This is a genomic window from Paenibacillus motobuensis (genome assembly GCF_039521865.1).
Taxonomy (GTDB): Bacteria; Bacillota; Bacilli; order Paenibacillales; family Paenibacillaceae; genus Fontibacillus; species Fontibacillus motobuensis.
This window is the reverse complement of sequence record NZ_BAAACX010000008.1, coordinates 323025-347065: the sequence shown is the minus strand read 5'-3', so window position 1 is coordinate 347065 and position 24041 is coordinate 323025. Positions and strand designations below refer to the sequence as shown.

Sequence of the window (24041 nt, the reverse complement as noted above, 5' to 3'; positions counted from 1 at the left end):
TCCACTTTTGATCACGAAGTAAATCATGAAGCTATCAAGGCATCGAATCTTGAATTCACCCGGGCCTTCCGGTGCTCACGTACAAACTACGTACGCTCCGCTCCTCAGGCCCTAGCTTCATCCAACCTTCTCGGTGCTGAAAATCGGCCTTTTTGAACACACATGTAAAGGAGCGTTGATATTTTGATGTGGCTAACTCGTTTTGAAGAAGATCTAGGTCTCATTTTCTCGCAAGCAGAATCGATTCTTGCCGCGATCCCCGAGGAATTCAGAAGCCCTGCCCTTAGTTATCTGGACAAGTTCCATCCGCTAAAGGAACACCGTTCCAAGAACTATATTTGCTATCTCCTTCCCTATTGGCTCAATGAGGAAGTTCCAATCGCCCCAGACCGTGTGCACCAAATTTCTACAGCTAACATTATGGGAATGCTGTACTACCATCTGATCGACGAGACGATGGACAACCCTTCTCTGATATCGCGATCGCAGCTCCCTCTAGCTCAGTTAATTCATTCGGAATTCATCAAAATTTACAGCGCACTCTTCCCCAGTTCCTCGCCATTCTGGACATATTACGATAAGTACATAGGAGAATGGGCCGTCGCGGTAACTTATGAGAATGAGCAGGACTTTTTTCAGGTGAATCCGGTTTGCATTGCTCATAGAGCGGCACCCGTAAAATTATCCGTTGCGGCGATGATGCTTCTATCGGGGCAAGAAACGCGGATCCCCCAGTTGGAGGAAGCTGTCGATCTCGTGCTAATTACATTGCAAATGATCGATGATTGGCAGGATTGGGAGAAGGATCTGATCGAGGGAAGTTATAACTGTCTGCTGTCCATGGTTCAATCAGATCTACATTTGTCAGATCGGAGACCTACCGTGGAGGAGATCAAACAGGCGGTATATGTTGAGGGATGTCTAATCCGCTATTCTAAAAGGGCTGATGTACATCATGACGCTCTATCTCATACCAGTTCTAGCTTCCCACTACTCTATGAATTTCACGCTTACCTCTGCGATCAATTGGAAGAGATTGCACAGCAAATTGAGAGGGACCGGAGTCTATTACAGCGTGGCGGTCTGGAGTATCTACTCTCTCAACAATTGACTAAAAGCAAGTAATAACGCAAGTTAATAGATTTGTCGAATATTCCATGATATACTGAATAGGAAAATTTAACTATCTTTGAAAGGGTGATATCTATGACATCAGAGTCCGTTCTTCAAAGTCAAGTTATCCAAAGAGCGTGGCAAGATCCCGACTTCAAGGCACAACTTCTCAAAAATCCTAAAGCAGCTATTCAAGAAGTGCTTGGTGTAATTCTCCCGGATCATATTAAAGTAACTACCGTCGAAGAAAATTCGAATGAGCTCTATCTTGTATTGCCCCCTAAGCCATCGGATGTCATGAAATCAGATAACGTGCAACCGCAAGTTATGTGGGGTGAATAAACCTAGTCTTTCAAGGAGTTGGGCATTGAGGTGATCTCTTGTCAATCAGCTTTTGATAGTTGATGGAAAGCGAACACATACCTCAGTCCCAACTCCTTTTGTGCTTGTAAATGAAATTCCCCCCTTCATAACTTCAATAATCCGGAAAGTTACCATCAACCCAAGTCCAGTGCCCTTTGTCTTGTTTGAGAAATATGGCTCGCCTAAGCGGTCCAGGACCTCAGGATCCATGCCCTCCCCATTATCTTTGATGTAGATATTCACCTGTTCCGTATCTCCATGCGCCCAAATCTCGATTTCTCCTTCACCGTGAAGCGCCTCGATACTGTTCTTGATAATATTAATGAAGGCCTGCTTAAATTTAGAGGAATTCCCCTTGATGTACAAATCACTTGGAATATGAACCGATATCTTTCCTCCCTGCAAATTCACCAGCGGGATGAGAATTCCTTCAATATGAATGAATTCCTCCAATACATTAAGTGTCGTGACCTTCCCGGCCTCCGGCTTGGCAAAGGTCAGAAAATCAGTAATTATCGTAGCGGCTCGATCCAATTCATCAAGAGCCATATTCAAATATAACTGATTCGACGAAGAATTCTTCTCAGATAAGAGCTGCAAGAATCCACGCGTTACTTGGAGTGGATTGCGAACCTCATGTGCAACTGAAGCTGCCAGTTCGCTAATAATCTCCATCTTCTCTGAGCGTTGAAGCTCGTTATTGAACATTTCTAACTGCTTCGAGTACTCTACGATTTGTTCATGATTGCGGGCAAATCGTTTCCCCATAATTACGATAAGGGATATGAGAAAACTGACTACTCCCCACTTCCATAGGAATAGATCATAGTAGCCTTCCTTAAAATAAAACCAAAACAACTCAATTAGACTCAATCCCGTAAAAATGGCAAATCCAAATGATAATATCTGTGCTTCTTTGTTCCCCTTAACCGCATAGGTTATTGCTGTGGCAATCAATAGCACAAATTGAATGATCATTATCATTCCAAGCAACTGTGTGGATGATAAAAGCCTATAAAAACCATAAATCTTATTGTGACTAAGATAATTAATTGCTACCATAGCGATACCGATTGATGAATAACAAAATTGAAACACCCGGAACTTCGTAATAACTGCTTTATAGCCCTTACCAATCACTTTCTCAAAGAAATATGTAAATGAAGGCAGTAGTATATACAAAGATAAATCGAATAAGGCCACATATATCTTCCCATACTCCCCATATGTAGAATATAAAAATGAAGAATACGTAATCATAATGAATCCACAGGATAAAATCAGTAGGCAAAGTGCTACCCAAGTTGAAGCATATTCCGCATTCAAGAAAATAGCACAAACGAGCATGATAAATGCGATAAACATAAGGCTGCTACCTATAATAAAATCGCTCAAACTGCTTTTGACATACATGTTATGTAAATTATAAAAATCGCCAATATATACCCCACTCTGAATACCGATTCTATTTGGTGTTCTAATACCAAGATATATTGTTTCTTCTTTATCAAGATTTTCAGAAGGCAGTAGGACAACATTAATCGCATATTTATATTCTCTGTGGGACTCATATATTTTTTGGTTTCCCTGTTTTACGATAATGTCGTATCCATAAATCTTTTTAAACAGCATTGCTTTTCCTTCAGAATTAGCAGGAGTCTTAATCTTGACCCATTGGGCTACTGCACCAGCAGGCCTTTCCACTGCTTTGTCATCCGCCGTTACACTGATCCAGCCCCTCTCCCTCTCCAATTGCTCTACAGTCGTTTCTGGATCGAAATGATCCATCCATAGAATCTGCCACTCATCAATTGTCTGCTCCGTACTCTTCTTATTGTTCGTACTTTCAATAAAGAAGACACTGAAAACGGCTACTACCACAACAAATACAGTAGCTAATACTTTTACTAGACCTTTCATCCCAGCACCTCTAACTGTAAATTCACAAGCTAAGAAGTTACAATATATAATTCGATACTTTCCACCGTAAAACCTTCAATAATATGGAAGAAATACAAAATAAAATAAGCTCCTATCCAATATGTAACAAACAAAACTATTTTAACGTGATTAATGAATTTAATCCATGAATACTTTTAGGCACTATGTACTAACTATAAGCTTCCTGCATTTTCTCCCAATATCCCCATCGTATCCCTTTCATAGTGAGACAGCAACAAGATATTGATATTGGTCCAGATCTCTTTCATGATCTTGATTCTGATATTTAAAAAAGATAGCCCCTGAAACGTTAGACGTGCCAGAAGCTATCAGATACGCTCAATTGCCATAATTATTAGTATAATTCCACTAGCCAAGTTCAATACGAATCGCTGCGAATTGGCCGGCCCGGACTTGCTCCGCCAGCCTGCCGCTGATTACAGGACCGTCTACTTGAACAGTATCGCCGTTCTCATGCTGTAAGACGATAGATTGAACCGTGGCCCCGTCCGGACCATACGTATTGCCTCTCCCCGGATTATGATAAGTTACTTCTGTCGTTCCCAGGAATTTGAACGCAACTTCCCCCTGTTCATCGAACAGCCAGCTTGGTAACGATGGAGCGAAGGCGAGCTGAAGCTCTTCTCCTTGCATTCGGAACACATGTGGACCCGCCATCATCATCATCCATATACTGATAAATTCAGCCGTAGAGCCGCTAAGTCTGGCCACAAATCCCCGGCCATGCACCTTAGGGTCCGGATTTACACTGGTCGCGATGAAGGACGAATTCTCCAGCGTACTGCGTCCATACACTGCCGGATCAAGGAACGGAATCAATGAGGTTCTCATCTCATGGAAGAACTGCTCCTGCAGCCCGCTCTTTAATAGTGCAAGCAGATATTTATAGCTCATATGAAGAAAGACGGATTCCCGCTCCAGCCATCCTGCGGTGAAAGCACGGATCCGTCCGATCTCATGGCTCTCCCCGTCAAGACTTACCGAGGTCTTATACATTTGGATCTTATCATCGAACAGATCGCTGCGACGGATTTGCTCATAAGCCCTTCTCGCTTCTTCTGGATCATTCAGCGTCTTCATCCAGCGGGCCGGACCCTCGAGGAAATGCGGCAGCGGTCTTGGATCAAGCCGCTTGACCCGGGCTTTCGGCAAGCCGTAGCCGCTAATGACAGGCTGACCCAGCTCATCAACGACCGCTTCATATTCTACCGCCTCGTATACAAAATAGGTTGGTACAAGTCCGTTCCCGAACTGGATTGCCAGCTTAATGCCTTGATCAAGCTTCTGTTCCATCTGGCGGTAGATTGGCAGTAATTCTCCTGCCTTCAGCATGACTTCCTCTCCGCTGATGCCGAATCGGATCTCGTCACGGTAATGCTCACGGGCCGAGGCTACTTGATCCCAATAATCGAATTCTGTCAACTCACCCGACAAATTCTGCGTTAAATATCCTGCTACCTTCTGGAGAAGTGTGGACATTTCCTTAGGCACTGCAACCATTTGGTCAGGCAATTCCGCAGCCGACTGCAATACAAATTTCACAATCCGGGTTAATTCGACAGTCTCGCTCATACCTGATCCAAATAAACCTGGCAAGCCATTCATCGCATCATTCCAGCCAGGCTTATTGCCTTCCATCTCGATCCCCATTCCATAAGGATCCAGCGTGGCGAACTTCACCAGGGAGAGTGACAACAGCTTAACGAACAGATTTGTATGATACACCTCTCCGCTGCCGTATCCGGTTCTAAGCCAGTTGGTATGCTTCAACGACACCCCGAGCTTCTGCATTTTCTCATCATCATGGACCGTCGCTCCGTACTGGCGAACTTGATCGCCATTGAGCACATACTTCTCACTACGCGGCAGAACGCGAACCGGGCTGTCGAAGTAGGTGTATTCCTTCTCTCCGAACAGCATCTCCGCTTTGTGATCCGGGAAAATATCCAGATAACTGTCGATCAGGTCCATATTATAAGTCCAGTGATCCGACCAGTAGCCTTCGCCGAAGGATGCCTCTATATTCTGAACCGCCAGCTTCAAAATTCCGCTAAGCAATTCTTCCTCACTGATCTTCAGCTTCACACTGCGGCTGGCGATATAGGTAATAATCTGGCCGGGAGTGAACTTGCCGAGGCAGATCTTCTCCAGCTCCTGCCGATGTGAATGAAGCGCATTCTCCAGCCATTCCTGTAGCTGCGCTGCCTTGTCAGAAGGCACCTGGAAGCTTGTGCCCTCCACGCTCAATGGATTGTAGCCGTCAGCCTGAATCAGACTGAAGAAGGTTCTGATATTGAACGTGCCGACCTGCGGGTTGAAGTAAACATCACTGCGCCGGTTCTGATTCGCATCCCGGAAGTTCCCGTTGCCTTGGGAATAAAATTCAGGTGCGATCGAGAAGAAGTTGTAGTCCCGCTCAAGATCCCCATGCTTGCGTGAATATAAATGAATGACGTTGCCATCTTTTCCGTTATCGAAAATAAATGGATACCCTCCGCGCAGGAAATTATCAAGATAGCTCTGCCTGCTATAGGCGTCGAACAGGGGTTCAGCTGTTTTTGTAGCAATATCCTCGGTTAACTCCTCGGTCAGCCTGCTCGCTTCCGCATACTTTAACTCTACATAAGCTGGGGAAGCAATCGAGGACACCTTCTGATTTAATCGCTCCAGACTGTCAATATTTCCGATTAAGCTATAAATGACCGTACTCTGTCCAGCTTGCAGCGACACTTCCGTTCCGCTGAAGCCGCATGGTACTTTATTCGTACAGTATTGGGTCTCCCGCTTGAGATCAGCAACAGAATGGTCTGCGAAGCGGTCGGGATAGCCGAGCGATGTATTATCGCCGAAAACAATCTCAAAATCAGCAATTGGCCGAATCAACTGACCTTCATCGTTGAAGGAGAGATAGAAGTGGCCGTTCTTCACCTCACTGACCTCAGCTTCGTCGCCTGTACTGGAACGAACGCGGTAATATGGAACGCCCTGATCCAGATTCTCGACCTCCATCCAGCTGCGCAGCAGGTTGCCGATCTCCTTATAGCCTGAATTCTCTACTCCGTACGGCAGTATTTCCGGCATCCCGTCAAGAGCTTCCAGATGAATCGGCTGCCCGGAAATATTCGTCAACTCAACCTTGCGCACAAGCGCTGCGAAGTCATCATTGGGAATATGAAAATAAGTCACCTTGGTCTGCAATCCTTTGGACGCGTGAACTTCTGTGATGCTGATATCGTTAGAGCGGATTTCCATCCTGCGCAGAGCATCCTGGTCTGGGGCAGTGCTCTGGAATGGTTCATATATAGAGTCCTGTCCATCCATCTTGATGAAAGTGCGGAACCCCTTCATCGATACCGACTGATAGGATATGCTGGCAGGAGAGAATTCCATAATCGGACTGTTCTTGTCGCGAATCCCGAAGCTGCATACTGCCTGGCCGCGGTTCACATAGAAGGTCCACATCGGAATCCCTTTGAGTCCGGCAATCCCTGGCAGGAAGCTGGAGAATGGCTTCGCTTGATCGAACTGCTCGATAACAAATGCATTGTCCTTGAACATATAATTAGGCATAGATGATTGCCCCCCAATCGTATTTACTTGATGATATAAGTCGCGATCGAATGTGCTGGGAGCACTTCGGAGATCCCTTCTGTTCCCAGAACAAGCGAGAAAGCTTGCTGCTCATCCGTTTCATTCATAACCACAGCGGCTATACTGCCATCCGGATTGCGGAATGCCGTCGTACCGAGGGCCGCATTCCCGGAGCTCACGCCGATTCGTACCGCACCCGGTGCGATGTATTTGCTGAAATGGCCGATATAGTAGTAGGAAATATTGTAATGAAGCTTATTCGTCTTCGTATCAGCAATGATCGGTGCATCGCACAGATTGTTGACATGGTTCGGTCCGCCGGTCTCATCCAGAACCAGGTTCCAGTCCAGATAGCCCTCTGTCCATTGGTTCAGGTCACCGATCATATTACGGCCATAGTGCTCGCCATTCGTCCAGCTGCCGAACTTGGCTCCGCCTTCCTTGCAGCCTTCTGTGAAGAGCAGATGCTTATCCGGGAATAGATCATGCACCTTGCCGACATTCTCAAACTCCTCACTGACATACCAGTGGAACCCGGTTCCCCATACATACTTGGCAGCCTCCGGGTCCGAGAGCACCGCCGAGGCCCGTTCCACCATCAGATCGCGGTTATGGTCCCAAATCAGGATATTCACATCCGCCAATCCTTCGCGATGCATCGTAGGGCCAAGGTAATCGCGCACGAAATCGCGCTCCTCCTCGCCGCTGTAGATACAGGAATCCCAAGTCTGCACTGCAGCCGGTTCATTTTGGACAGTAATCCCCCAGATTGGAACACCTTCCTGGCGATAGGCCTTGATGAACTTGGTATAGTACAGCGCCCACGCATCACGGAATTCAGGCTTCAATTGACCGCCGTTGTTCATCTCCCCGTTCGTCTTCATCCATGCTGGCGGACTCCAAGGCGATGCAAGCATCGTAATATCCTTCCCTGCTGTCTTCACGGCATCATGGATCAGCGGAAGAACCCATTTCCGGTCTCTGGAAATATCGAAGCTGTTCAGATCTATATCGTTATCCTCTACATAAGTGTAATTCTCCAGTGCGAAGTCACAGCTATGGATATGCACTCTGCCGATCGTATAGCCCAGACCATGTTCTGGATCAAAATAACTGCGGACGGCTTCATCCCTCTTCTCCGGGCTCATACGCGACAACGTATAAGCAGCCGCCTCGGTAAACGCCCCTCCGAATCCAAGGATCGTCTGGAACTGCTGCTCCGGATCAAGTTTGATTGCCGATTGCTCCAATTCGCTGCTAACGCTTACAATCTGTCCCTGAGATGCAAGCCTCTCTCCTGAATCACGTGCGGTAAGAATTTTAGACCATTTTGCCATCTTCATCTCTCCTTATTCTTGTAATCATTGAAACGAAACCGGTTTCGAATTTCGTTAAAAAAAAGGAAACCGGAACATCATAGCGGACGGCATGAATCCCGGATTACCAATTCAACTGGAATAACAGCCTGTTGTAATTCTGATCCGCCTTCTATGCAATAGATTAACATGTCAGCGGCGCGCTTGCCAAGTACATATGTATCCTGCCGGACCGTCGTTAAGGCCGGTGTTAAATATTTCGCCATTTCTATATCGTCGAAACCAACTACTGAAATATCCTCCGGCACCGAGAGGCCATGTGCCTTAATGGCACTAATGGCGCCAATTGCGAAATTGTCCCCAGCCACGAAGACAGCTGTTGGCAACGTATCCGACTTCAACAGTTCCTCCATCGCAATCCGCCCGGATTCCACCGTATAATCATAGCTTCCCTGTACAATACGCTGCGGTTGAACTGGCAGACCCAATTTCTGCATCCCCTGCATATAGCCCTGCAGCCGCTTCTCTCCCGCAAAGGTCTGACCGCCGTTAATATAAGCGATATCACGATGACCCAGCGAATATAAGTACTCAATCGCCTCAATACTTCCCGCCACATTATCCGAATAGACCGTACTCTTGCTGTCCGACTCTTGATCCAGCAGCACACAAGGGATATCGGATTCCAATAGCTCGATGAAGTAGGGGTCCGTATAATCCGGTAACACAATCACAACACCGTCGACGCCACGAATTTTACAATGCTCCAGATAACCGCTCTTCTTGCCGCCGATATCCTTGGAGACAAACATCAAGTCATATCCTTTAGAAGTAGCTACCTTCTTGAACCCCTCGATTACTCCACCGAAATAAGGATGGAGAAGTCCAACCCCAGAGGTTTCAATGAACAAGATGCCGATCGTCCATGAGCGCTTCGTCGTCAATGACCGGGCATGAGCATTTGGCAAATAGCCCAGCTCCTTGGCAGTATCCATAATGATTCGTCTCGTCTTCTGGCTGACATCGGAATAACCGTTGAATACCTTGGAGACCGTCGTCGGGGAGAACCCGGTTTTTTTGGCTATATCATAAATGGTAACTATACTTCTCGCCTCCTGTATCGTCCGCACGATTCATGGAAATTGTAGTCGTCCTCCAGATTGAAGTCAATAGCCAGACCAGAATGTCAGTGTTACGGCATAACTTCAAATTCATGGTTGAACCTGGGTGATCCGGGGTAAACTTCCCATATGACCAACCAATCACCCTATAGACTATATACAGGAGGAACTTCATCATGGACGATTACCCGAAGACGACTGGTGATCTTGTCTACGAGCAACATAAGCTGCTTGCAGAATACCGCTTCGAGAACGATATCCCGCGCGACGATGCACTCCCCTTCGATACCCGAATTACCCAAGGTATAAGCGAACCCGGTCCTGAGAACAGCAGCAGCGATGATCGCGAAGAAACATTCCCAGATGTTCCCGATGCAGACGCGATACAGTCGGATACCCCTGTAGATCCAGCTATACCCGATATCGATACGACGATGCATGGTATAGATCTCTTGAACGGCTACAATGGAGATGAAGTCGAAGAAGAACAAGACTAACAAGAACCGGGCTAGAGGAATGTACGTTACATTCCCCTAGCCCGGATTTCATTTCTTGTGAACTTTTCTCCTTATAATCAATGTGATCAAACTCTGATTCTCAAACATAAGATTATAAATAACGGAGGACATCGTTGGATAGATCACTCCAAGGAAACCAAATCCAAGCACTGCAACACAGCCCGGATTGCAGAATAACAGTAAGCATATCATAAAAATCCCCCGCTTTCCTGAGCTTCACATTTTCAATTCAAGGGAGGACATTTCATGCCTGATTATCGCATCATTGTGGATTTATCGGATCGTCAACTCTACTTATTGGACGGTGATACAGTAGTCAAAGGGTACCCGATCGGCGTCGGCAAGATGCTCACTCCAACTCCCATTGGCGACTATACCATTATTAACAAGCAGCCCAATCCCGGAGGTCCTTTCGGAGCTTTCTGGATGGGGTTGTCCAAGCCGCATTATGGCATTCATGGGACGAATGATCCCTCCTCGATCGGCCATATTGTCTCCCATGGCTGTATCCGTATGTTCAACAGTGACGTACTGGAGCTCGCTTCCCTTGTAGCGATTGGAACCCGAGTGACAATACGAGGCTAGTTGGGGGACAAAAGTATTCGCATTGGGGAACACTCGTGATATAATGACTGCAGTTATTTAGAAAGGACGGGGAACCAGTTTGGACAGCATGTCTGCAGCTACACATGATCCTATCGATATATGTCTTCTGGCAGGACGAATCATGCTGCAAAGCGGAGCAGAGACATACCGGGTGGAGGATACGATGATTCGGATCGCCGACGCATTAAATCTGACCCCTTCGCAGAGCTACGTTACCCCTACTGGTATCATCTTTCAGTGCGGAGAGAAGCAGCAAGCGAAGCTGATCCGGGTACAGGACAGGACAACGGACCTGCAGAAGGTGTCCAGGGTGAACGACATCTCCAGGAAATTGTGCAGTCATGCACTATCAGTAGATGATGCCTACAAGCTATTGACTGAGGTCGATACTGTGAATCAGGCTTATCCCGTATGGGTACAAATTGCAGCCGCAGCTCTATCGAGCGGTTGCTTCACTTATATGTTCAAAGCGGGTTTATCCGATTTCATCCCCGGAGTACTATGCGGCGGACTAGGATTCCTGGCATTCATTTTGCTGCATCGTTGGGTAAAAGTAAGATTTTTCGCCGAATTTGTCGCCTCTTTGCTGATCGGACTACTTGCGTTCCTACTTGTCTCTATTGGAGTCGGTTCACAGCTGGACAAGATTATTATTGGCTCAGTGATGCCGCTTGTACCTGGTCTGCTGATTACAAATGCTGTCAGGGATTTGATGGCTGGCCATTTGGTCTCAGGCCTGTCTCGCGGTGCGGAAGCTTTTCTGACCGCCTTTGCAATTGGCTCGGGTGTTGCTGTGATATTCACGATATTCTAATTTGCCAGAAAGGGAAGGCTTGATTGACATATGACGCTTATTCTGCAGCTAATTACCAGCTTCTTCGCCAGCGCCGCATTCGTCGTCATCTTCAATGCACCACGGCGTACCTTACTGCAGTGCGGTCTGTCCGGGATGTTAGGCTGGGCAGCTTACTACTTGCTAGCCCCCCGCATCGATACAATATTTGCCACCGTCACGGCGACCTTCATCATCGGGGTGATTAGCCAGTTCTTCGCCCGAATTTACAAGAAACCTGTTATTATTTTCAGCGTTGCCGGAATTATTCCCCTTGTTCCTGGAGGACTAGCTTATGACGCGATGCGAAGATTCGTGGAAAATAATTATTATGCAGCTGTTCAGCTTGCAGCCCAGGCATTTCTGATCTCCGGCTCCATTGCCATCGGACTTGTCATATCCGAGGTTCTGAATCAGCTGATCCGCAAAATCCCAATCCGGGTACCGAATAGGCTCCGCAACAAATAGACCCCAGCTTCCATCATCGGGAACCGGGGTCTTTGAACTGCTGTGTTTAAGGACATAGTTTGTAATGAGGATGAACCACCAGGATGATTATCGAGATATTGCTGGATGTCTGGCGATGTCTCTACAGGCTCACCTTGGATACAATAACAAAGTAAAAAATCAGGGATAATCCGCAGAATTTTCGTGCCAGCGGATATCCCTGATTTTTCATTTTGCAAATTTGGCTTAGGCTTGAGTTTTTCCGTTCAGCTCAAACGCAGTCTGATGCAGTTCTCTGATCGACATCTGCAGAAAGTGACTTTCTTGCCTTCCTAATCCGTATTGGTTCTCCTTGGCGATCAATTCGCCAATCCGTCGTTTTAGCATTTCACTGCGGCGCTCCAACATCTCATGATTACGCAAGCAAAGTCATCTCCTCTAAGTTATAGTCACGATTAATAAATACAGTTTCTAGTATAGAGCTTTCACCCTCTCAGGGGAAATCCAATACACTCCCTTCAAGCCAAAAATACTACAATCCAGCGCGGCCTGATTCATCTCATAAATCACATTCTTAAACATCCTCCAACATCCTCCCGCATGGTCTTAATCTCTCTTGCAAATTTTTCTCAATTTCTGAAAATTGAGTTTTTTTCAGCAATCATGAAACTATGTGCTATCTAATTCGTAAAAATGAATAGTTCACGTGCAAGTCCCATAAAGTACTGTTAGCAGTAAATGAGGAGGAGAATTTATGAATTCAAGAAGAAGAGGCTGGTTAATACCAGTAGTCATTATTGTTGCTGTAATTGTCATCTTCATCGCCATGTTCGCAGGTAAATATAATTCGTATGTTACTGCGGAAGAGACGGTGGATCAGCAATGGAGCAAGATTGACGTACAGCTGCAACGCAGATATGATCTGATTCCAAATCTGGTCAATACGGTAAAAGGCTATGCAGAACATGAGAAGGAAGTCATTAAGTCTGTCTCCGATGCCCGCGCGGCCTTGGGAGGAGCAAGGACTCCAGCCGAGATGGCAGATGCCGACGCACAGCTCTCGAGCGCGCTTAGCCGCTTGCTGGTCGTAGTCGAGAACTACCCTACGCTTAAGGCAGACACGCAATTTACTCAGCTGATGGACGAATTATCAGGTACCGAGAATCGCATCGCTGTTGCCCGGAACGACTATAACAATGCAGTTGCCGATTATAATAAACTGATCAAGCGTTTCCCAGGCAATCTGCTCGCCGGTATGATGGGCTTCGATAAGAGAGCCTATTTCGAGACAACCACAGAATCGAGAACGAATCCGCAGGTCGATTTTGGCACAGGAAATACGTCGCTTCGCTTTGATGACAAGGCTGCTCCAATGAGCGGAGTATTTGCAGCAGCAGTCGTACCGATGGCCGGTGCAAGCGCATGATCAGCCACTCGAAGCGGCTTCTGCGGAATCTGTTCCGGCCTGGTCTGCTTCTGCTGGCAATCATCTCCCTGCTCTTTCCTTACAGTCTAGTCGCTGATGCAGCCCCGAAGATACCTGCTCCTCGCGGAGATATTTATGTTCAGGATTTCGAGAAGTTGCTATCCAGCGACCAGATGTATGAGCTGAACAGGCTTGGACGGGCGTTGGAGGATAAGACAAAAGCGCAAATCGCCGTTTTAACGGTGACTTCACTGGATGGTTATTCCGTAGAGGAATATGCGTTGCAAGCCTTTCGACAGTATCGTCTGGGCGATCAGAAATTGAACAACGGGGTGCTGCTGCTCCTCTCGATGGAGGATGGAGAACCTGGTAATCGCCCGCTGCGGATTGAGGTGGGATACGGCTTGGAAGGGGCCCTGCCCGACGGGAAAGTTGGACGAATCCTCGATCAGGTCACGATTCCCTATCTTGTTCAGAATAAGCCTGGCGATGCCATCGTGGAGACTTATAAGGTACTCTACAATGAAGTAGCCAAGGAATACGGGGTAGAGGATCAATTAACGCCGCAAAATGTAGTCGTCCCGGAATCTCCTGGTGATGAGGGCGGCGATCTTCCTCTCGGCTGGATCATCTTGGTAGTCGTCTTCTTGGCGATCGATTTCATCTTCTTCGGAGGCCGAATGACCTTCTTCCTGCTGGCAATGCTCAGCCGTGGCGGTGGCCGAGGGGGAGGCGGCGGATTCGGCGGCGGCGGATTCAGCGGTGGTGGTGGTGGATCCTCAGGCGGTGGAGGCGCAAGCCGAAGATTCTAGCCTTACACTCATCTGACTGAGCTATATCTGAGCAGCTTACCCATACATCCGGTATAATGTCTAGTAGACCCATATTTGATGTGTGTTCAAAAAGTACGGTTTTCGGCACCAAGAAGGTTGGATGAAACTAGGGGCTGAGGAGCGGAGCGTACGTAGTAGGTACGTGAGCACCTGAGATGTTTCCGTAGGAAACATGACTTCGTAAGCATCCGCTTAGCCCCAGCTGAATTCAAGATTCGATGCCGAATTAGCTTTCTGATTCACTTCGTGATCAAAATCGGACTTTTTGAACTACCTCTTGAAGGAGAGAGTCTCTAGAACATGAATATCCCATCATCACAAGCTGCTCTAACCCCGCAGGCCGTATTCTTTGATGTAGATGACACCTTATATGATCATCTCATCCCGTTTCGCCAAGCACTGCAAAATGTACTTCATACCCATGAACAGTTCCCCTATGAGGCAGCTTATCATCGGATGAGATATTATAGCGATTACTTATCTGCCCAAGCCGGGGGGACGCCAACTCATGGTACTGTACTTCTGGAAATGCGGCGTAACCGATTCAAATTTACCTTAGAGGAATTCGGGCTGCATGTCACAGATATGCAAGCGGACAAGGTGCAGGAGGAGTATTTGCAGCATCAATTCACGATCCAATTATTCGCTGGAGCCAAGGAGCTAATCAGTCAATTGAAGGATAATGGTGTTACCGTCGGATTGATTACGAACGGACCGCCACAGCATCAAATGCAGAAGATCACTGCTCTGGGACTCCGGGAAATAATCCCCGCCGAGCTCATCTTCATCTCCGGTGCAGTCGGAATCACGAAGCCGGACCGTGGTTTATTCGATCACGTCGCCGAGAAGCTCGGGCTTCCTGCCGAAGCTTGCTGCTACATTGGCGATTCCTGGCGCAATGATGTCATCGGCGCATTGAACGGCGGCTGGAATGTGATCTGGTTCAATCATCGTAAGGTTGGACCCGAATCCGAGCATCGTCCTCATTATGAGGCTGCAAGCTATGATGAATTGGCATCTCTTCTGCTATAAGGGTTGTTCAAAAGTCCGCTTTTGCCTTTTGAACATATATTGTAAGATGGCTTATATGTAGAATGGGGTTTGTCCCATCAACAAAAAAGCGCTGCAGGATGGATGATTATCCTTGCAGCGCTTTTCTTACGCTGAGTATATATTTTGCCTGATCCAGCGGATTAACACCTCGGCGTTGTCTTACCGCCTTCACCTCAGGCGGACATAGCTCATAGCCGTCGAAGAAGGAAGCGAATGTACTGCGTCCCTTCGTATAGGAGTTGAGCTCTACCGGGTAATTCATCGATGTCGCAAGCGGAACCCTGCCTTCTATCAGCATCCGCTCTCCTTGAAGCACAGGCGGATCGAAGGTACCGCGCATCTGTACCAGATCATTCATGACCCGGCCCCCATTCTCTTCCGGGACGATGATCCGCACACGTAGCATCGGCTCCAGCAATGCTGTTCCTGTATTCGCCAAGCCATCCATCATCCCCATGGGCGTCGCCACAGCGAAATCAAGCGGATGTGTATGCCATACATGATGCTGACCATATACCAGGGTGACCTTCAGATCGGTCACTTCCCAGCCATAGAGTCCCTGCATAAGTGCCTCCGGTACCCGCCGCTGTACTTCGTTCTGGTATTGTGCCAGCAAATCCTCGCTCTTGACCTGTGATTCATAGACTAGTCCGCTGCCCCGAGGCCCCGGCTCAATCTTGAAGCGCAGTATCGCCCAGCACGGCTTAGGCATTGTATATGCGATGAAGCCCTCACCGCTCTGCAGCGGCGTCTCCTTGTAGATGACCGAAGGCTGCCCGAAGGTTACGGCTAATCCATATCGCGTCTCTAGAATACTGCTCAATATTTCGAGCTGAATCGGTCCCATCACCTTGGCATGCAGCTCGCGCTCATCCTGCAGCCACTGCACATCGAGCAGGGGGTCTTCATCGGACAGCTCCTGCAGTGCCTGAACGACTTGCGGATATTGTTCCTCATTCGCCCAATGAACGCGTACCGTCAGCAATGGTACTGCGAGATGGGCCTCCGGCGGAATCGCCTCTGGTCCCCCCAGCACATCCCCGATTCTGACCTGTGTCAGACCACAGACAGCGGCAATATCCCCCGCTTCCAGCAGCCCGAGATCTTCGGTACGGCCTCCTTCGACCTTGCGGATTTGCGTCACTTTCTCCTGAATGCCCTGTGTATGGTTGTATACGATATCCCGGTTACGCATACTCCCTTCATATACACGAACATAAGCCATCCGCCCCATCATCTTGTCCCGTTCTATCTTGAAGACAATGCCAGATAGAGCACCTTGCGGATCGCCCCCCGCATCAGGCAAATATTGTACGATAGCATCAAGCAGAGCTGGGATGCCTATTCCCCGCGATGCCGCTCCATACATGATCGGAAAAATAAGCGCCTTCCTGATCATCTCACTCATCGTGCTCATCCATCGTTCTACTGGGACTGGATCATTCTCCAAGTAGGCTTCAAATAAGGCCTCATCCCGCTCCGCGAGAAAATCGTAGAGTCGGTCGCGCGCTTGTTCAAGATCCCGTTCTTCCTCGTCAGTCCTATTTTCAATCGTTCGATTTACTCCAACGAACTCATATTCAGGGCGATCATTTGCAGGCGACTCCTCACCGTTTGCCGAATATTCGTCTAACAGATGTACCGTACCACGGAATCCCTGTTCCCTTCCCAGTGGGATTTGCAGCGGTATGGCATCAGGCGAGAGATGCTTACGAATTTGCTCTAATACCACCTCCGAATCAGCTCCGACCCGGTCCATCTTATTCACAAATAACAAGGTCGGAATACCCAGTCTAAGCAATCCGTTCCAGATCAGCTCTGTCTGTGCCTGTACTCCTTCTACAGCCGACACGATGAGGACAGCACAGTCCATCACGCGCAAAGAGCGCTCCACCTCAGACAGAAAATCGACATGCCCCGGTGTATCTACCAAATTAATCTGAGCCCCGTTCCAATGGAATGCAGTAAGCGCTGATCGCACGGAGATGCCACGCTGCCGCTCTACGTCCATTGAATCAGTCAAAGCCGTCCCCTCGTCCACGCTTCCCAATTCCCGGGTTCGACCGCTCTCAAATAAAATATGCTCTGTCGTCGTCGTCTTTCCCGCATCCACATGCGCAAATATCCCGACGTTTAGCCGCTTTATTCCGGATTGTGCCATATTATTCTCCTTACTAGGGGTGTTAATTGTTCAATTATTATAACCGACATGGCCATCCCATGATATAAGAAATGCCGATTCAGATTCTTCCCATAGCAAAAAACGAAGCACCCTGTGGCGCCCCGTTGTATGATTTTGCTCAAACAGCCGATTTACACTTCTCATTCCTATAACACTCTAGTTAAAAAAGCTTTTGTCCGCTCATGCTGTGGATGATCAAATATTTGCTCCGGTGTTCCTGCTTCAATGAACTCACCGTCGGCCATGAACATGACCCGATCGGCGACTTCGCGCGCAAAACCCATCTCATGAGTAACAACGATCATTGTCATATGCTCCTCAGCAAGCTGCTTCATGACTTCCAACACCTCGCCCGTTAACTCTGGATCAAGCGCTGATGTCGGCTCGTCAAAGAGCAGAATCTCTGGACTCATCATTAGTGCCCTTGCAATCGCCACTCTCTGCTTCTGCCCGCCGGATAGATTGGCCGGATAGACATCAGCCTTATCAAGCAGACCGACCTTCTCCAACAACTCAGAAGCTCTATTACGCAGTTCTACACCGGGAAGCTTCTTCACTAACCGGGGCGCAAGCTCCAGATTGTCGCGAACTGTTAAGTGAGGGAACAGATTGAAGTGCTGGAATACCATCCCCATCCGTGATGTAATCTCTTTCACCTTAGGAGCGGCAGAATAATTTCCATCCTTGGCCAGACATTCTCCGCCAATTTGAATGCTGCCGCCATCGATCTTCTCTAGATACGCCAGGCTGCGCAGCATCGTGCTCTTCCCAGAACCAGACGGACCAATAACGGCGACCACTTCCTGCGCATTGACCGATAAGGATACATTCTTCAGCACATCCACGGCACCGAACGATTTTCTAAGATTCATAACCTCTATGATTGCCATAACGATTCTACGTCCTTTTATTCGAATTTGAGCTTCCGCTCAAGTGCTTTGAACAGCAAGGTCAACACTAGCGTCATCAATAGATATATAACCCCCGCTACAAAGAAAGGCACAATCGTAAAGTCGCGGTTCACCGCTGTCTGGGCAAAATGAAGGAGCTCTGGCACCGCAACGGCATAGAGCAGAGCAGTATCCTTCACAAGGGTAATCGATTCATTGGCTACCGCCGGAAGCGCGATTCGGAACATCTGCGGCAGCACGACTCGCGTTGTCGTATGCCATTTGCCCAAGCCTAACACTTGAGCCGCCTCATACTGTCCCCGATCGATTGCCAGCAAGCCGCCGCGGAAGATCTCAGCAAAATATGCGCCATAGTTCAAGGTGAAGGCCAGGCAAGCAGCGACGAAGCGATCCATGACCAAATACTGTCCAATCCCCGGAATGACAGGCAATCCGAAGCAAATGACGAGCATTTGCAGCAATAGAGGCGTTCCCCGCATGACGTAAATATAAGTATGCGCCAGCCCTGCCAGCGGCTTAATTCGGCTCTTCACCATTAAGGTGACGAGGAATCCGAGCGGAACGGACGTGATGATGGCCAGAAAGAACAGCAACACCGTCATTTTCACGCCTTCCAGCATAGGTCCAATGATCTCTAAGATGTAGTCCAAGCTCATATCCAACGTCTCCTCACGAATCTATTTCAGCACTTTATCCTCGCCAAACCATTTCTTAGAAATCTCCGCTGCAGTCCCATTGCTGTTCAGTTCATCGAGTGCCTGCTGCAGCTTGTTCAGCAGTTCTTCATTGCCTTGCTTAACGCCGATACCATAGAGTTCAGGAGCCAACGACTCTTCCAGAATCTTAAAGGTCCCTTCCTCTTGCGATAGATAGTAGCGAGCTACCACTTCATCGATAATAACCGCATCAAGACGCTTCGTCTTGAGGTCGCTTAATGCAAGCACGTTATCGGAAAATTCAGATACGGTCTTGATCTTGTCTTTGATCGGATTGGCATCCAGCGCATCAGCAGCCGACGACTGTGCCTGCAGACCGACAACCTTGCCTGCCAGATCATTCACTCCAGCAATCTCCGAGTCTGCCAGCGTCACGATAACCTGGCTATTCTCCAGATAAGGCTTCGTAAACAGCACCATCTCTTTGCGTTCATCAGTAATCGTATATCCGTTCCAGATCAAGTCGATCCGGCCGCTCTTTAGCTCAGATTCCTTCGCCTTCCAATCAATTGGCTGGAACACCGCTTCCTTACCCATCTTCTCCGCGGCAGCTCTAGCATAGTCTATATCGAAGCCTACGATATTATTATCTTTGTCCCGGAATCCAAGCGGTGCAAATTGATCATCGATCCCGATCACCAGCTTGTTCTCATTCTTGCCTGCTCCCGATGTGCCGCATCCGGCCAAGGCCACAAACATTGCCATTACGATTAGGCTAATTAATCCCGTCTTCTTCATCATTTCTCTCTCCCCCGTAATACTCGATAATCCGAACAATCATGGTAATTATGTTGAAATAATTTTGCTCTTTAGTTCGTTTGCGCTTGCTCTTGAATGATTACTCCAGCCTCAAGATTCAGCCCAAACACTTTAGTTCGTTACCACGTTATCAGGACTCTATAATAGCACACTACTGTAAAATAGTCGATAGAAAGAAGTCATTTCCAGCTGACCTAATCTACTAAATGAAAAAGATGTAATAATGCAGGTTTTTTACACCCACATAGAACAAGGGCTGCCTCTTGGCCATAAATCATGACCATGAAGCAACCCCCTGCAATATCCTGACCCCAATTATCCGTTAATTAGTCTTGCAATCATCTGAGCAGCCTCAGCCCGGGTGGCCTGGCTCTGTGGTACAAATTGGCCATTGGCCCGCCCCGTAATGAAGCCAAGCGCATGCGCTTCTGCTACAGCCTCCTGGGCCCAGGAGCTAACGCTCGCTTGATCTGCGAACGCCTCCACAGCTACCGTAGAAGTCACCTGGCCCCTGCTGTATTCGTAGGCACGAACCAGAATAACAGCCATCTCCTCACGGGTGATCGTTGCCCTTGGGTCGAAGCTCGAAGTGCTGCGCCCATTTACAATCCCCAATTCACTAACCGCTGCGATGGCTTCCGCATACCAGTCTGAAGCCGCTACATCGGTAAACGTTGTCTCCACTTGACTTATAGCTTCGAGCTGTAGCGACCTAGCGATCATTGCCGCAAATTCCGCCCGGGTGATTGACTTCTCAGGTGCAAATTGAGCTGCGCCCGTTCCTTCAATAATGTGCTTCGCAGCCAACAGCTTCAATACCGGCATCGCCCAATGCGTTCCGGCAACGTCGCTGAAGGACATATCATAGCTTAATGGGCCATATACGCCGTTCGTAGTCAGATCTGCTGCCAGCTTGCCGTCTTGGGTCGTCCCGCCGATATATTTAATAAGTCCGTCGGAAGAGATAAGGTACATACCGATCAGATCCTTATTCACACCAGCATCTACATTTAAAATCATGGTGAGCGGCTGCACAAATCGATCCAGCTTCAGAACAGGATTGTCCTTCCCAGCAGAGATGGATAGCGAGAAATTCAAAATTGCTCCTGCAGTACGCACATCTACTTCTTCACGACTATTAATCCGATCCAATAGGAGAGAACGGTCGCCATCTGTCATCTGGCTGAATTGAATCGTGATAGTCCCATTTTTCAATTGCTCCTCTGTTAACAGGGCCTGCAATTGTTTGTAGACTTTCCCCGGTAACTGCAGTATGAAATCCTCACCTTTTAGCTCGATGACCGTCTTATCTGTAATTCCTGTCGCATTCGCTGCAATTATCGCTTGTTCTGCACCTTTAGCGATTTCCACAGCGATCTTGCCGTCTTGATCCGGCTCTGGAAGTACGATGATCTCGCTTCTTGAACCGTCCGAAGAATTATTGCCACTATTGCTTCCGCCACCGCTACTATTCCCGGAGGTGCTTCCAGAATTGCCGTTATTACCGCCTCCACCGCTATTCGAATTATAAGGAGTGGCCTGCTTCTCTATCGAGTTCGCACTTTCTCCCGATTCGTTGCCAGCGGACACTACATAATAATAAGTGGTTCCATTGCTTAATCCGGTATCCTTATAACTGGTTGCTTGAAGGTGAGCCGCCACTGTCGTATAAGGCCCGCCCGATTGAACACCACGCTTCACGTTATAATATTGGGCGCCTGCAGCTGCTTCCCAGCTCAGTGTTATAGATCCGTCGGCTGCTTTGGCCTCCAGGCCGCCGGGAACCGCCGGTATTGCTACATTCGATCCGTCCGTAAATCTGACATTATCGATGTACATTCTTCCCGCAAAGTCGCTATCCACATCTGAAAAAATAAGAATCATATTCCGCAGCTCGGTATCGTCCGTAATCCCATCTATTCCCCTCATATTAAGGCTCACTGGATAGTGGTATACAGAGTCCGTTACCGTGGCTCCTCCCATCTGATCGAACTCAATATTATAGCTCGTTGGAGCCTGCTTCCAATATCCCGCGCTAGGCGGCTGGAATACGAGATTAATTGCCATCGCTCCTATGCTTGCCCGTTCAGGCTCAAGATACAGATCGAACATGACATAATCATGATCCCCACGAATGAGACCATCCTTATAAAGGTCAAGCCTTGCTGCGGATGCCCAGCCATCGGATGGCTTAACGTCCGGATAAGCAAGCTCCCAGGAGAGAGCCTTCGAACCTTGGATCTCCTCTATTGTAAGAGGACCTTTTACGGCTGATTCCGGATTCCAGTCCCAGCCTTGTCGTGTACCGTCTTCGAAATCAGAAGGAAGCGTGGCCGTTCCTTTCGGAGCATGAATAACCGGAATCTCCACCTTGGTGCCTGTCACTGTGATATTATCGAGCGAGATCACGTTCGTATCCTTCGCCCCGATGAACAGAATCAAATTGTTCATCACATTATTTTCTGCGCTCTCAGCGATCGTCTTAAATGAAGGGGAATCCTCTGTCGTGATGGAAAGGACTGCCTTGTATTTATTACTACCATAAGGCTCAAAATCATCTTCATTCACTTGTACAGCCCGCTCCGGATTTGCCCATCCTGATGAAGGTCCTTGCGGAATCGCCGCGATGGATACCGTCGTCTTCTCGTCTACGATAACATCCATAGACAATTGTTCTGCGCCCAGGATATTAGCAGACTTCCCCCAGCCATCCGCAGATAAGCGGATATTCGCCCAATAATTCCCTTCGCTTGTATCCGTGCTCACGTTCAGCCCAGTAATTTGCAGGGCATCGTCCACATTGCTTAATGCAATGCTCTCTGGATTCGGACTATCTCCATTGACCCCAAAGCCTTGGGTCGTTCCGTCTTCGAAATCCCATAGAACTTGAGAATATTTGTTCCGGTCGATCGGCTCATACGCGATCCCCTTGATTCTTGCCCGTACATATTCACCGGACACGGTTAACTCGGGAATGGACCAGACTTGATCACTGCCCGGATCAAGGTCGGTTGCCGGCTGCTTGCCGAGTTCCAGTGGCATGAAGGCGGCGGAGGTCTCGTTCTTGTTCGTTAACGACCAGTTGATCCAACTGATGTTATTCTCATTCAAGAAGCTTAGCCATTGATCGGCTTCCTGTAGATAAGGTCCTCCGTCCCCGCTGGCCTGGCTCGTCCCCCATTCCGTAACAAAAATTGAGACACCATGCTCCAGCGCATATCTGGCATTGCTCATGACATTCGATCTATCGGAGCTATCCGCAGCAGGCATATGTGTCCCTGTATAGAAATGCACCGTGTACATGATGTTATCCGCTTGAATTGGATCATCCGCAGCCAGATCTGGACGCTGGCTCCAATTCGGAGTACCCACAATGATAATGTTGTTCTCTGCATCACCTTGACGCAGCATCTCTACAATCGGTTCGGCATACTCCTTAATGGCCTGCCACCCGGATTCATCATTCGGAATTCCTGGACCATCTGTATTATTCGGGCTTGGCTCATTCGCTAATTCATAGATGATATGCTCATTATTCGGGTAAAGTGAAGAAATATCTTTGAAGAAATCCATGGCACCACTATATATATCCGCCCTAGGGTCCCCCGGTGCATGCACATGCCAATCCACGATCACATACAGATCGTTAGCGATGGCGAAGTCAATTCCATCGATCACCTTCTGCCTGATCTTTTCTTTATTAGCCGGCGTACCATATCCGTTCTCACCAACATACATCGCCAGCCTGATCACATTGGCCCCCCAATCATTAGCCAAAGCGGCATAGGCATTTTCGTTAATAATCTCCGGGAACCACTGCAATCCATGTGTACTCATTCCCCGCAATTGAATTGGATTCCCACTCTGATCGGCAAGTGTCTTCTCCCCGTCAACCTCGACAATCTGCAATGCGCCCCCTACTGACGGCTTCACCGCCGGAGCCACAATCAAGCTGGAGTCATTACCTGTATTACTGCCCTCCGGCTCCGCAGCAGCCATCATTGGCACAAGCGAGCTTAACAGCACTAACGTCATCATCATAGCTATCATTCGCTTCCTGAGCTTCTTTCTCACCCTCAGCCCTCCCATAACTATATAAAGTTTTGATGATGTCTTCACAATGATGAGACGATTCGGAAAACGTTTTCCGAAAAAATCAAAACAAGCTATGGACCTTCTTCCACCCTACTTTTCTATTCTCTGTTGCGCCAATCTCTCCTCCCTTCTACCAGACTAAATCATTCACTTCCCCTGATAAAAGCGGTTTCAAATATATAAACGCGCGTTTATCG

The 24041-nt window shown here is 48.1% G+C and carries 19 protein-coding genes; 9 read left to right on the top strand and 10 right to left on the bottom strand.

Translation table 11 applies throughout. The features are described 5' to 3' along the window. The first annotated feature begins 186 nt into the window (after positions 1 to 186). Both ABD014_RS09720 and ABD014_RS09715 read left to right on the top strand, forming a co-directional pair. Entirely contained in the window at positions 187 to 1125 is a 939-nt protein-coding gene (locus ABD014_RS09720; protein ID WP_343860684.1) for a hypothetical protein, read from the top strand. Between the two features lie 81 nt (positions 1126 to 1206). After that, positions 1207 to 1455, top strand: coding sequence for an NHLP leader peptide family RiPP precursor (locus tag ABD014_RS09715; RefSeq protein ID WP_343860352.1), 249 nt, complete (start codon positions 1207 to 1209; stop codon positions 1453 to 1455). A 45-nt stretch (positions 1456 to 1500) separates the two neighbouring features. On the opposite strand, the gene ABD014_RS09710 is transcribed toward ABD014_RS09715, so the two are convergent. The 4 genes from ABD014_RS09710 to ABD014_RS09695 all read right to left on the bottom strand — a co-directional run bounded on the left by ABD014_RS09710 (position 1501) and on the right by ABD014_RS09695 (position 9448). Next, positions 1501 to 3396 carry an ATP-binding protein gene (locus ABD014_RS09710; RefSeq protein ID WP_343860350.1) on the bottom strand — a complete coding sequence of 632 codons (1896 nt, stop codon included), beginning with the start codon at positions 3394 to 3396 and terminating at the stop codon, positions 1501 to 1503. 390 nt (positions 3397 to 3786) lie between these two features. Then, entirely contained in the window at positions 3787 to 7008 is a 3222-nt protein-coding gene (locus ABD014_RS09705; protein WP_343860348.1) for a cellobiose phosphorylase, read from the bottom strand. A gap of 23 nt (positions 7009 to 7031) precedes the next feature. Continuing rightward, complete coding sequence (locus tag ABD014_RS09700) at positions 7032 to 8366, bottom strand: glycoside hydrolase family 30 protein (RefSeq protein WP_343860346.1); 1335 nt, start codon at positions 8364 to 8366, stop codon at positions 7032 to 7034. Between the two features lie 77 nt (positions 8367 to 8443). After that, a complete protein-coding gene (locus ABD014_RS09695; RefSeq protein ID WP_343860682.1) occupies positions 8444 to 9448 on the bottom strand; it encodes a LacI family DNA-binding transcriptional regulator in 1005 nt (334 codons plus the stop codon). Positions 9449 to 9642: 194 nt separating this feature from the next. Here ABD014_RS09695 and ABD014_RS09690 point away from each other — a divergent pair, with 194 nt between their 5' ends. The 4 genes from ABD014_RS09690 to ABD014_RS09675 all read left to right on the top strand — a co-directional run bounded on the left by ABD014_RS09690 (position 9643) and on the right by ABD014_RS09675 (position 11890). Continuing rightward, positions 9643 to 9963 carry a hypothetical protein gene (locus tag ABD014_RS09690; protein ID WP_343860344.1) on the top strand — a complete coding sequence of 107 codons (321 nt, stop codon included), beginning with the start codon at positions 9643 to 9645 and terminating at the stop codon, positions 9961 to 9963. A 267-nt stretch (positions 9964 to 10230) separates the two neighbouring features. Next, positions 10231 to 10569 carry a L,D-transpeptidase gene (locus ABD014_RS09685; protein WP_343860342.1) on the top strand — a complete coding sequence of 113 codons (339 nt, stop codon included), beginning with the start codon at positions 10231 to 10233 and terminating at the stop codon, positions 10567 to 10569. 88 nt (positions 10570 to 10657) lie between these two features. Further along, complete coding sequence (locus ABD014_RS09680; RefSeq protein WP_343860680.1) at positions 10658 to 11404, top strand: threonine/serine exporter family protein; 747 nt, start codon at positions 10658 to 10660, stop codon at positions 11402 to 11404. Between the two features lie 30 nt (positions 11405 to 11434). After that, on the top strand, positions 11435 to 11890 hold the full coding sequence (locus ABD014_RS09675; protein WP_343860340.1) for a threonine/serine exporter family protein: 456 nt from the start codon (positions 11435 to 11437) through the stop codon (positions 11888 to 11890). A gap of 225 nt (positions 11891 to 12115) precedes the next feature. On the opposite strand, the gene ABD014_RS09670 is transcribed toward ABD014_RS09675, so the two are convergent. After that, positions 12116 to 12292: a hypothetical protein gene (locus ABD014_RS09670; protein ID WP_343860338.1), complete on the bottom strand. Its 177-nt coding sequence runs from the start codon at positions 12290 to 12292 to the stop codon at positions 12116 to 12118. Between the two features lie 331 nt (positions 12293 to 12623). Between ABD014_RS09670 and ABD014_RS09665 the strand changes: the two genes are divergently transcribed. The 3 genes from ABD014_RS09665 to ABD014_RS09655 all read left to right on the top strand — a co-directional run bounded on the left by ABD014_RS09665 (position 12624) and on the right by ABD014_RS09655 (position 15160). Then, positions 12624 to 13295, top strand: a complete 672-nt coding sequence (locus ABD014_RS09665; RefSeq protein WP_343860336.1) for a LemA family protein — start codon at positions 12624 to 12626, stop codon at positions 13293 to 13295. After that, complete coding sequence (locus tag ABD014_RS09660; RefSeq protein WP_343860334.1) at positions 13292 to 14107, top strand: TPM domain-containing protein; 816 nt, start codon at positions 13292 to 13294, stop codon at positions 14105 to 14107. The genes ABD014_RS09665 and ABD014_RS09660 overlap by 4 nt, the downstream gene beginning before the upstream one ends. A 321-nt stretch (positions 14108 to 14428) precedes the next feature. Beyond that, the gene (locus ABD014_RS09655) at positions 14429 to 15160 is read left to right on the top strand and encodes an HAD family hydrolase (protein ID WP_343860332.1); all 732 of its coding nucleotides are present in this window, start codon (positions 14429 to 14431) and stop codon (positions 15158 to 15160) included. 106 nt (positions 15161 to 15266) lie between these two features. Here the strand turns inward: ABD014_RS09655 and ABD014_RS09650 are convergent, their stop codons facing one another. The 5 genes from ABD014_RS09650 to ABD014_RS09630 form a co-directional block, all read right to left on the bottom strand. Beyond that, complete coding sequence (locus ABD014_RS09650; RefSeq protein ID WP_343860330.1) at positions 15267 to 17342, bottom strand: GTP-binding protein; 2076 nt, start codon at positions 17340 to 17342, stop codon at positions 15267 to 15269. Between the two features lie 167 nt (positions 17343 to 17509). Then, a complete protein-coding gene (locus tag ABD014_RS09645; RefSeq protein ID WP_343860328.1) occupies positions 17510 to 18253 on the bottom strand; it encodes an amino acid ABC transporter ATP-binding protein in 744 nt (247 codons plus the stop codon). A 17-nt stretch (positions 18254 to 18270) separates the two neighbouring features. After that, entirely contained in the window at positions 18271 to 18930 is a 660-nt protein-coding gene (locus ABD014_RS09640) for an amino acid ABC transporter permease (protein ID WP_343860326.1), read from the bottom strand. Positions 18931 to 18951: 21 nt separating this feature from the next. Further along, complete coding sequence (locus ABD014_RS09635; RefSeq protein WP_343860678.1) at positions 18952 to 19728, bottom strand: amino acid ABC transporter substrate-binding protein; 777 nt, start codon at positions 19726 to 19728, stop codon at positions 18952 to 18954. A gap of 336 nt (positions 19729 to 20064) precedes the next feature. Then, on the bottom strand, positions 20065 to 23823 hold the full coding sequence (locus ABD014_RS09630; RefSeq protein ID WP_343860324.1) for a carbohydrate-binding domain-containing protein: 3759 nt from the start codon (positions 23821 to 23823) through the stop codon (positions 20065 to 20067). Positions 23824 to 24041 lie beyond the last annotated feature (218 nt).

What these genes read in the sequence shown, in the direction of transcription:
- ABD014_RS09720 (WP_343860684.1), top strand. Translation starts at nt 187, where the DNA reads ATGTGGCTAACTCGTTTTGAAGAAGATCTAGGTCTCATTTTCTCGCAA.
- ABD014_RS09715 (WP_343860352.1), top strand. Translation starts at nt 1,207, where the DNA reads ATGACATCAGAGTCCGTTCTTCAAAGTCAAGTTATCCAAAGAGCGTGG.
- ABD014_RS09710 (WP_343860350.1), bottom strand. Translation starts at nt 3,396, where the DNA reads ATGAAAGGTCTAGTAAAAGTATTAGCTACTGTATTTGTTGTGGTAGTA.
- ABD014_RS09705 (WP_343860348.1), bottom strand. Translation starts at nt 7,008, where the DNA reads ATGCCTAATTATATGTTCAAGGACAATGCATTTGTTATCGAGCAGTTC.
- ABD014_RS09700 (WP_343860346.1), bottom strand. Translation starts at nt 8,366, where the DNA reads ATGGCAAAATGGTCTAAAATTCTTACCGCACGTGATTCAGGAGAGAGG.
- ABD014_RS09690 (WP_343860344.1), top strand. Translation starts at nt 9,643, where the DNA reads ATGGACGATTACCCGAAGACGACTGGTGATCTTGTCTACGAGCAACAT.
- ABD014_RS09685 (WP_343860342.1), top strand. Translation starts at nt 10,231, where the DNA reads ATGCCTGATTATCGCATCATTGTGGATTTATCGGATCGTCAACTCTAC.
- ABD014_RS09680 (WP_343860680.1), top strand. Translation starts at nt 10,658, where the DNA reads ATGTCTGCAGCTACACATGATCCTATCGATATATGTCTTCTGGCAGGA.
- ABD014_RS09675 (WP_343860340.1), top strand. Translation starts at nt 11,435, where the DNA reads ATGACGCTTATTCTGCAGCTAATTACCAGCTTCTTCGCCAGCGCCGCA.
- ABD014_RS09665 (WP_343860336.1), top strand. Translation starts at nt 12,624, where the DNA reads ATGAATTCAAGAAGAAGAGGCTGGTTAATACCAGTAGTCATTATTGTT.
- ABD014_RS09660 (WP_343860334.1), top strand. Translation starts at nt 13,292, where the DNA reads ATGATCAGCCACTCGAAGCGGCTTCTGCGGAATCTGTTCCGGCCTGGT.
- ABD014_RS09655 (WP_343860332.1), top strand. Translation starts at nt 14,429, where the DNA reads ATGAATATCCCATCATCACAAGCTGCTCTAACCCCGCAGGCCGTATTC.
- ABD014_RS09650 (WP_343860330.1), bottom strand. Translation starts at nt 17,342, where the DNA reads ATGGCACAATCCGGAATAAAGCGGCTAAACGTCGGGATATTTGCGCAT.
- ABD014_RS09645 (WP_343860328.1), bottom strand. Translation starts at nt 18,253, where the DNA reads ATGGCAATCATAGAGGTTATGAATCTTAGAAAATCGTTCGGTGCCGTG.
- ABD014_RS09640 (WP_343860326.1), bottom strand. Translation starts at nt 18,930, where the DNA reads ATGAGCTTGGACTACATCTTAGAGATCATTGGACCTATGCTGGAAGGC.
- ABD014_RS09635 (WP_343860678.1), bottom strand. Translation starts at nt 19,728, where the DNA reads ATGAAGAAGACGGGATTAATTAGCCTAATCGTAATGGCAATGTTTGTG.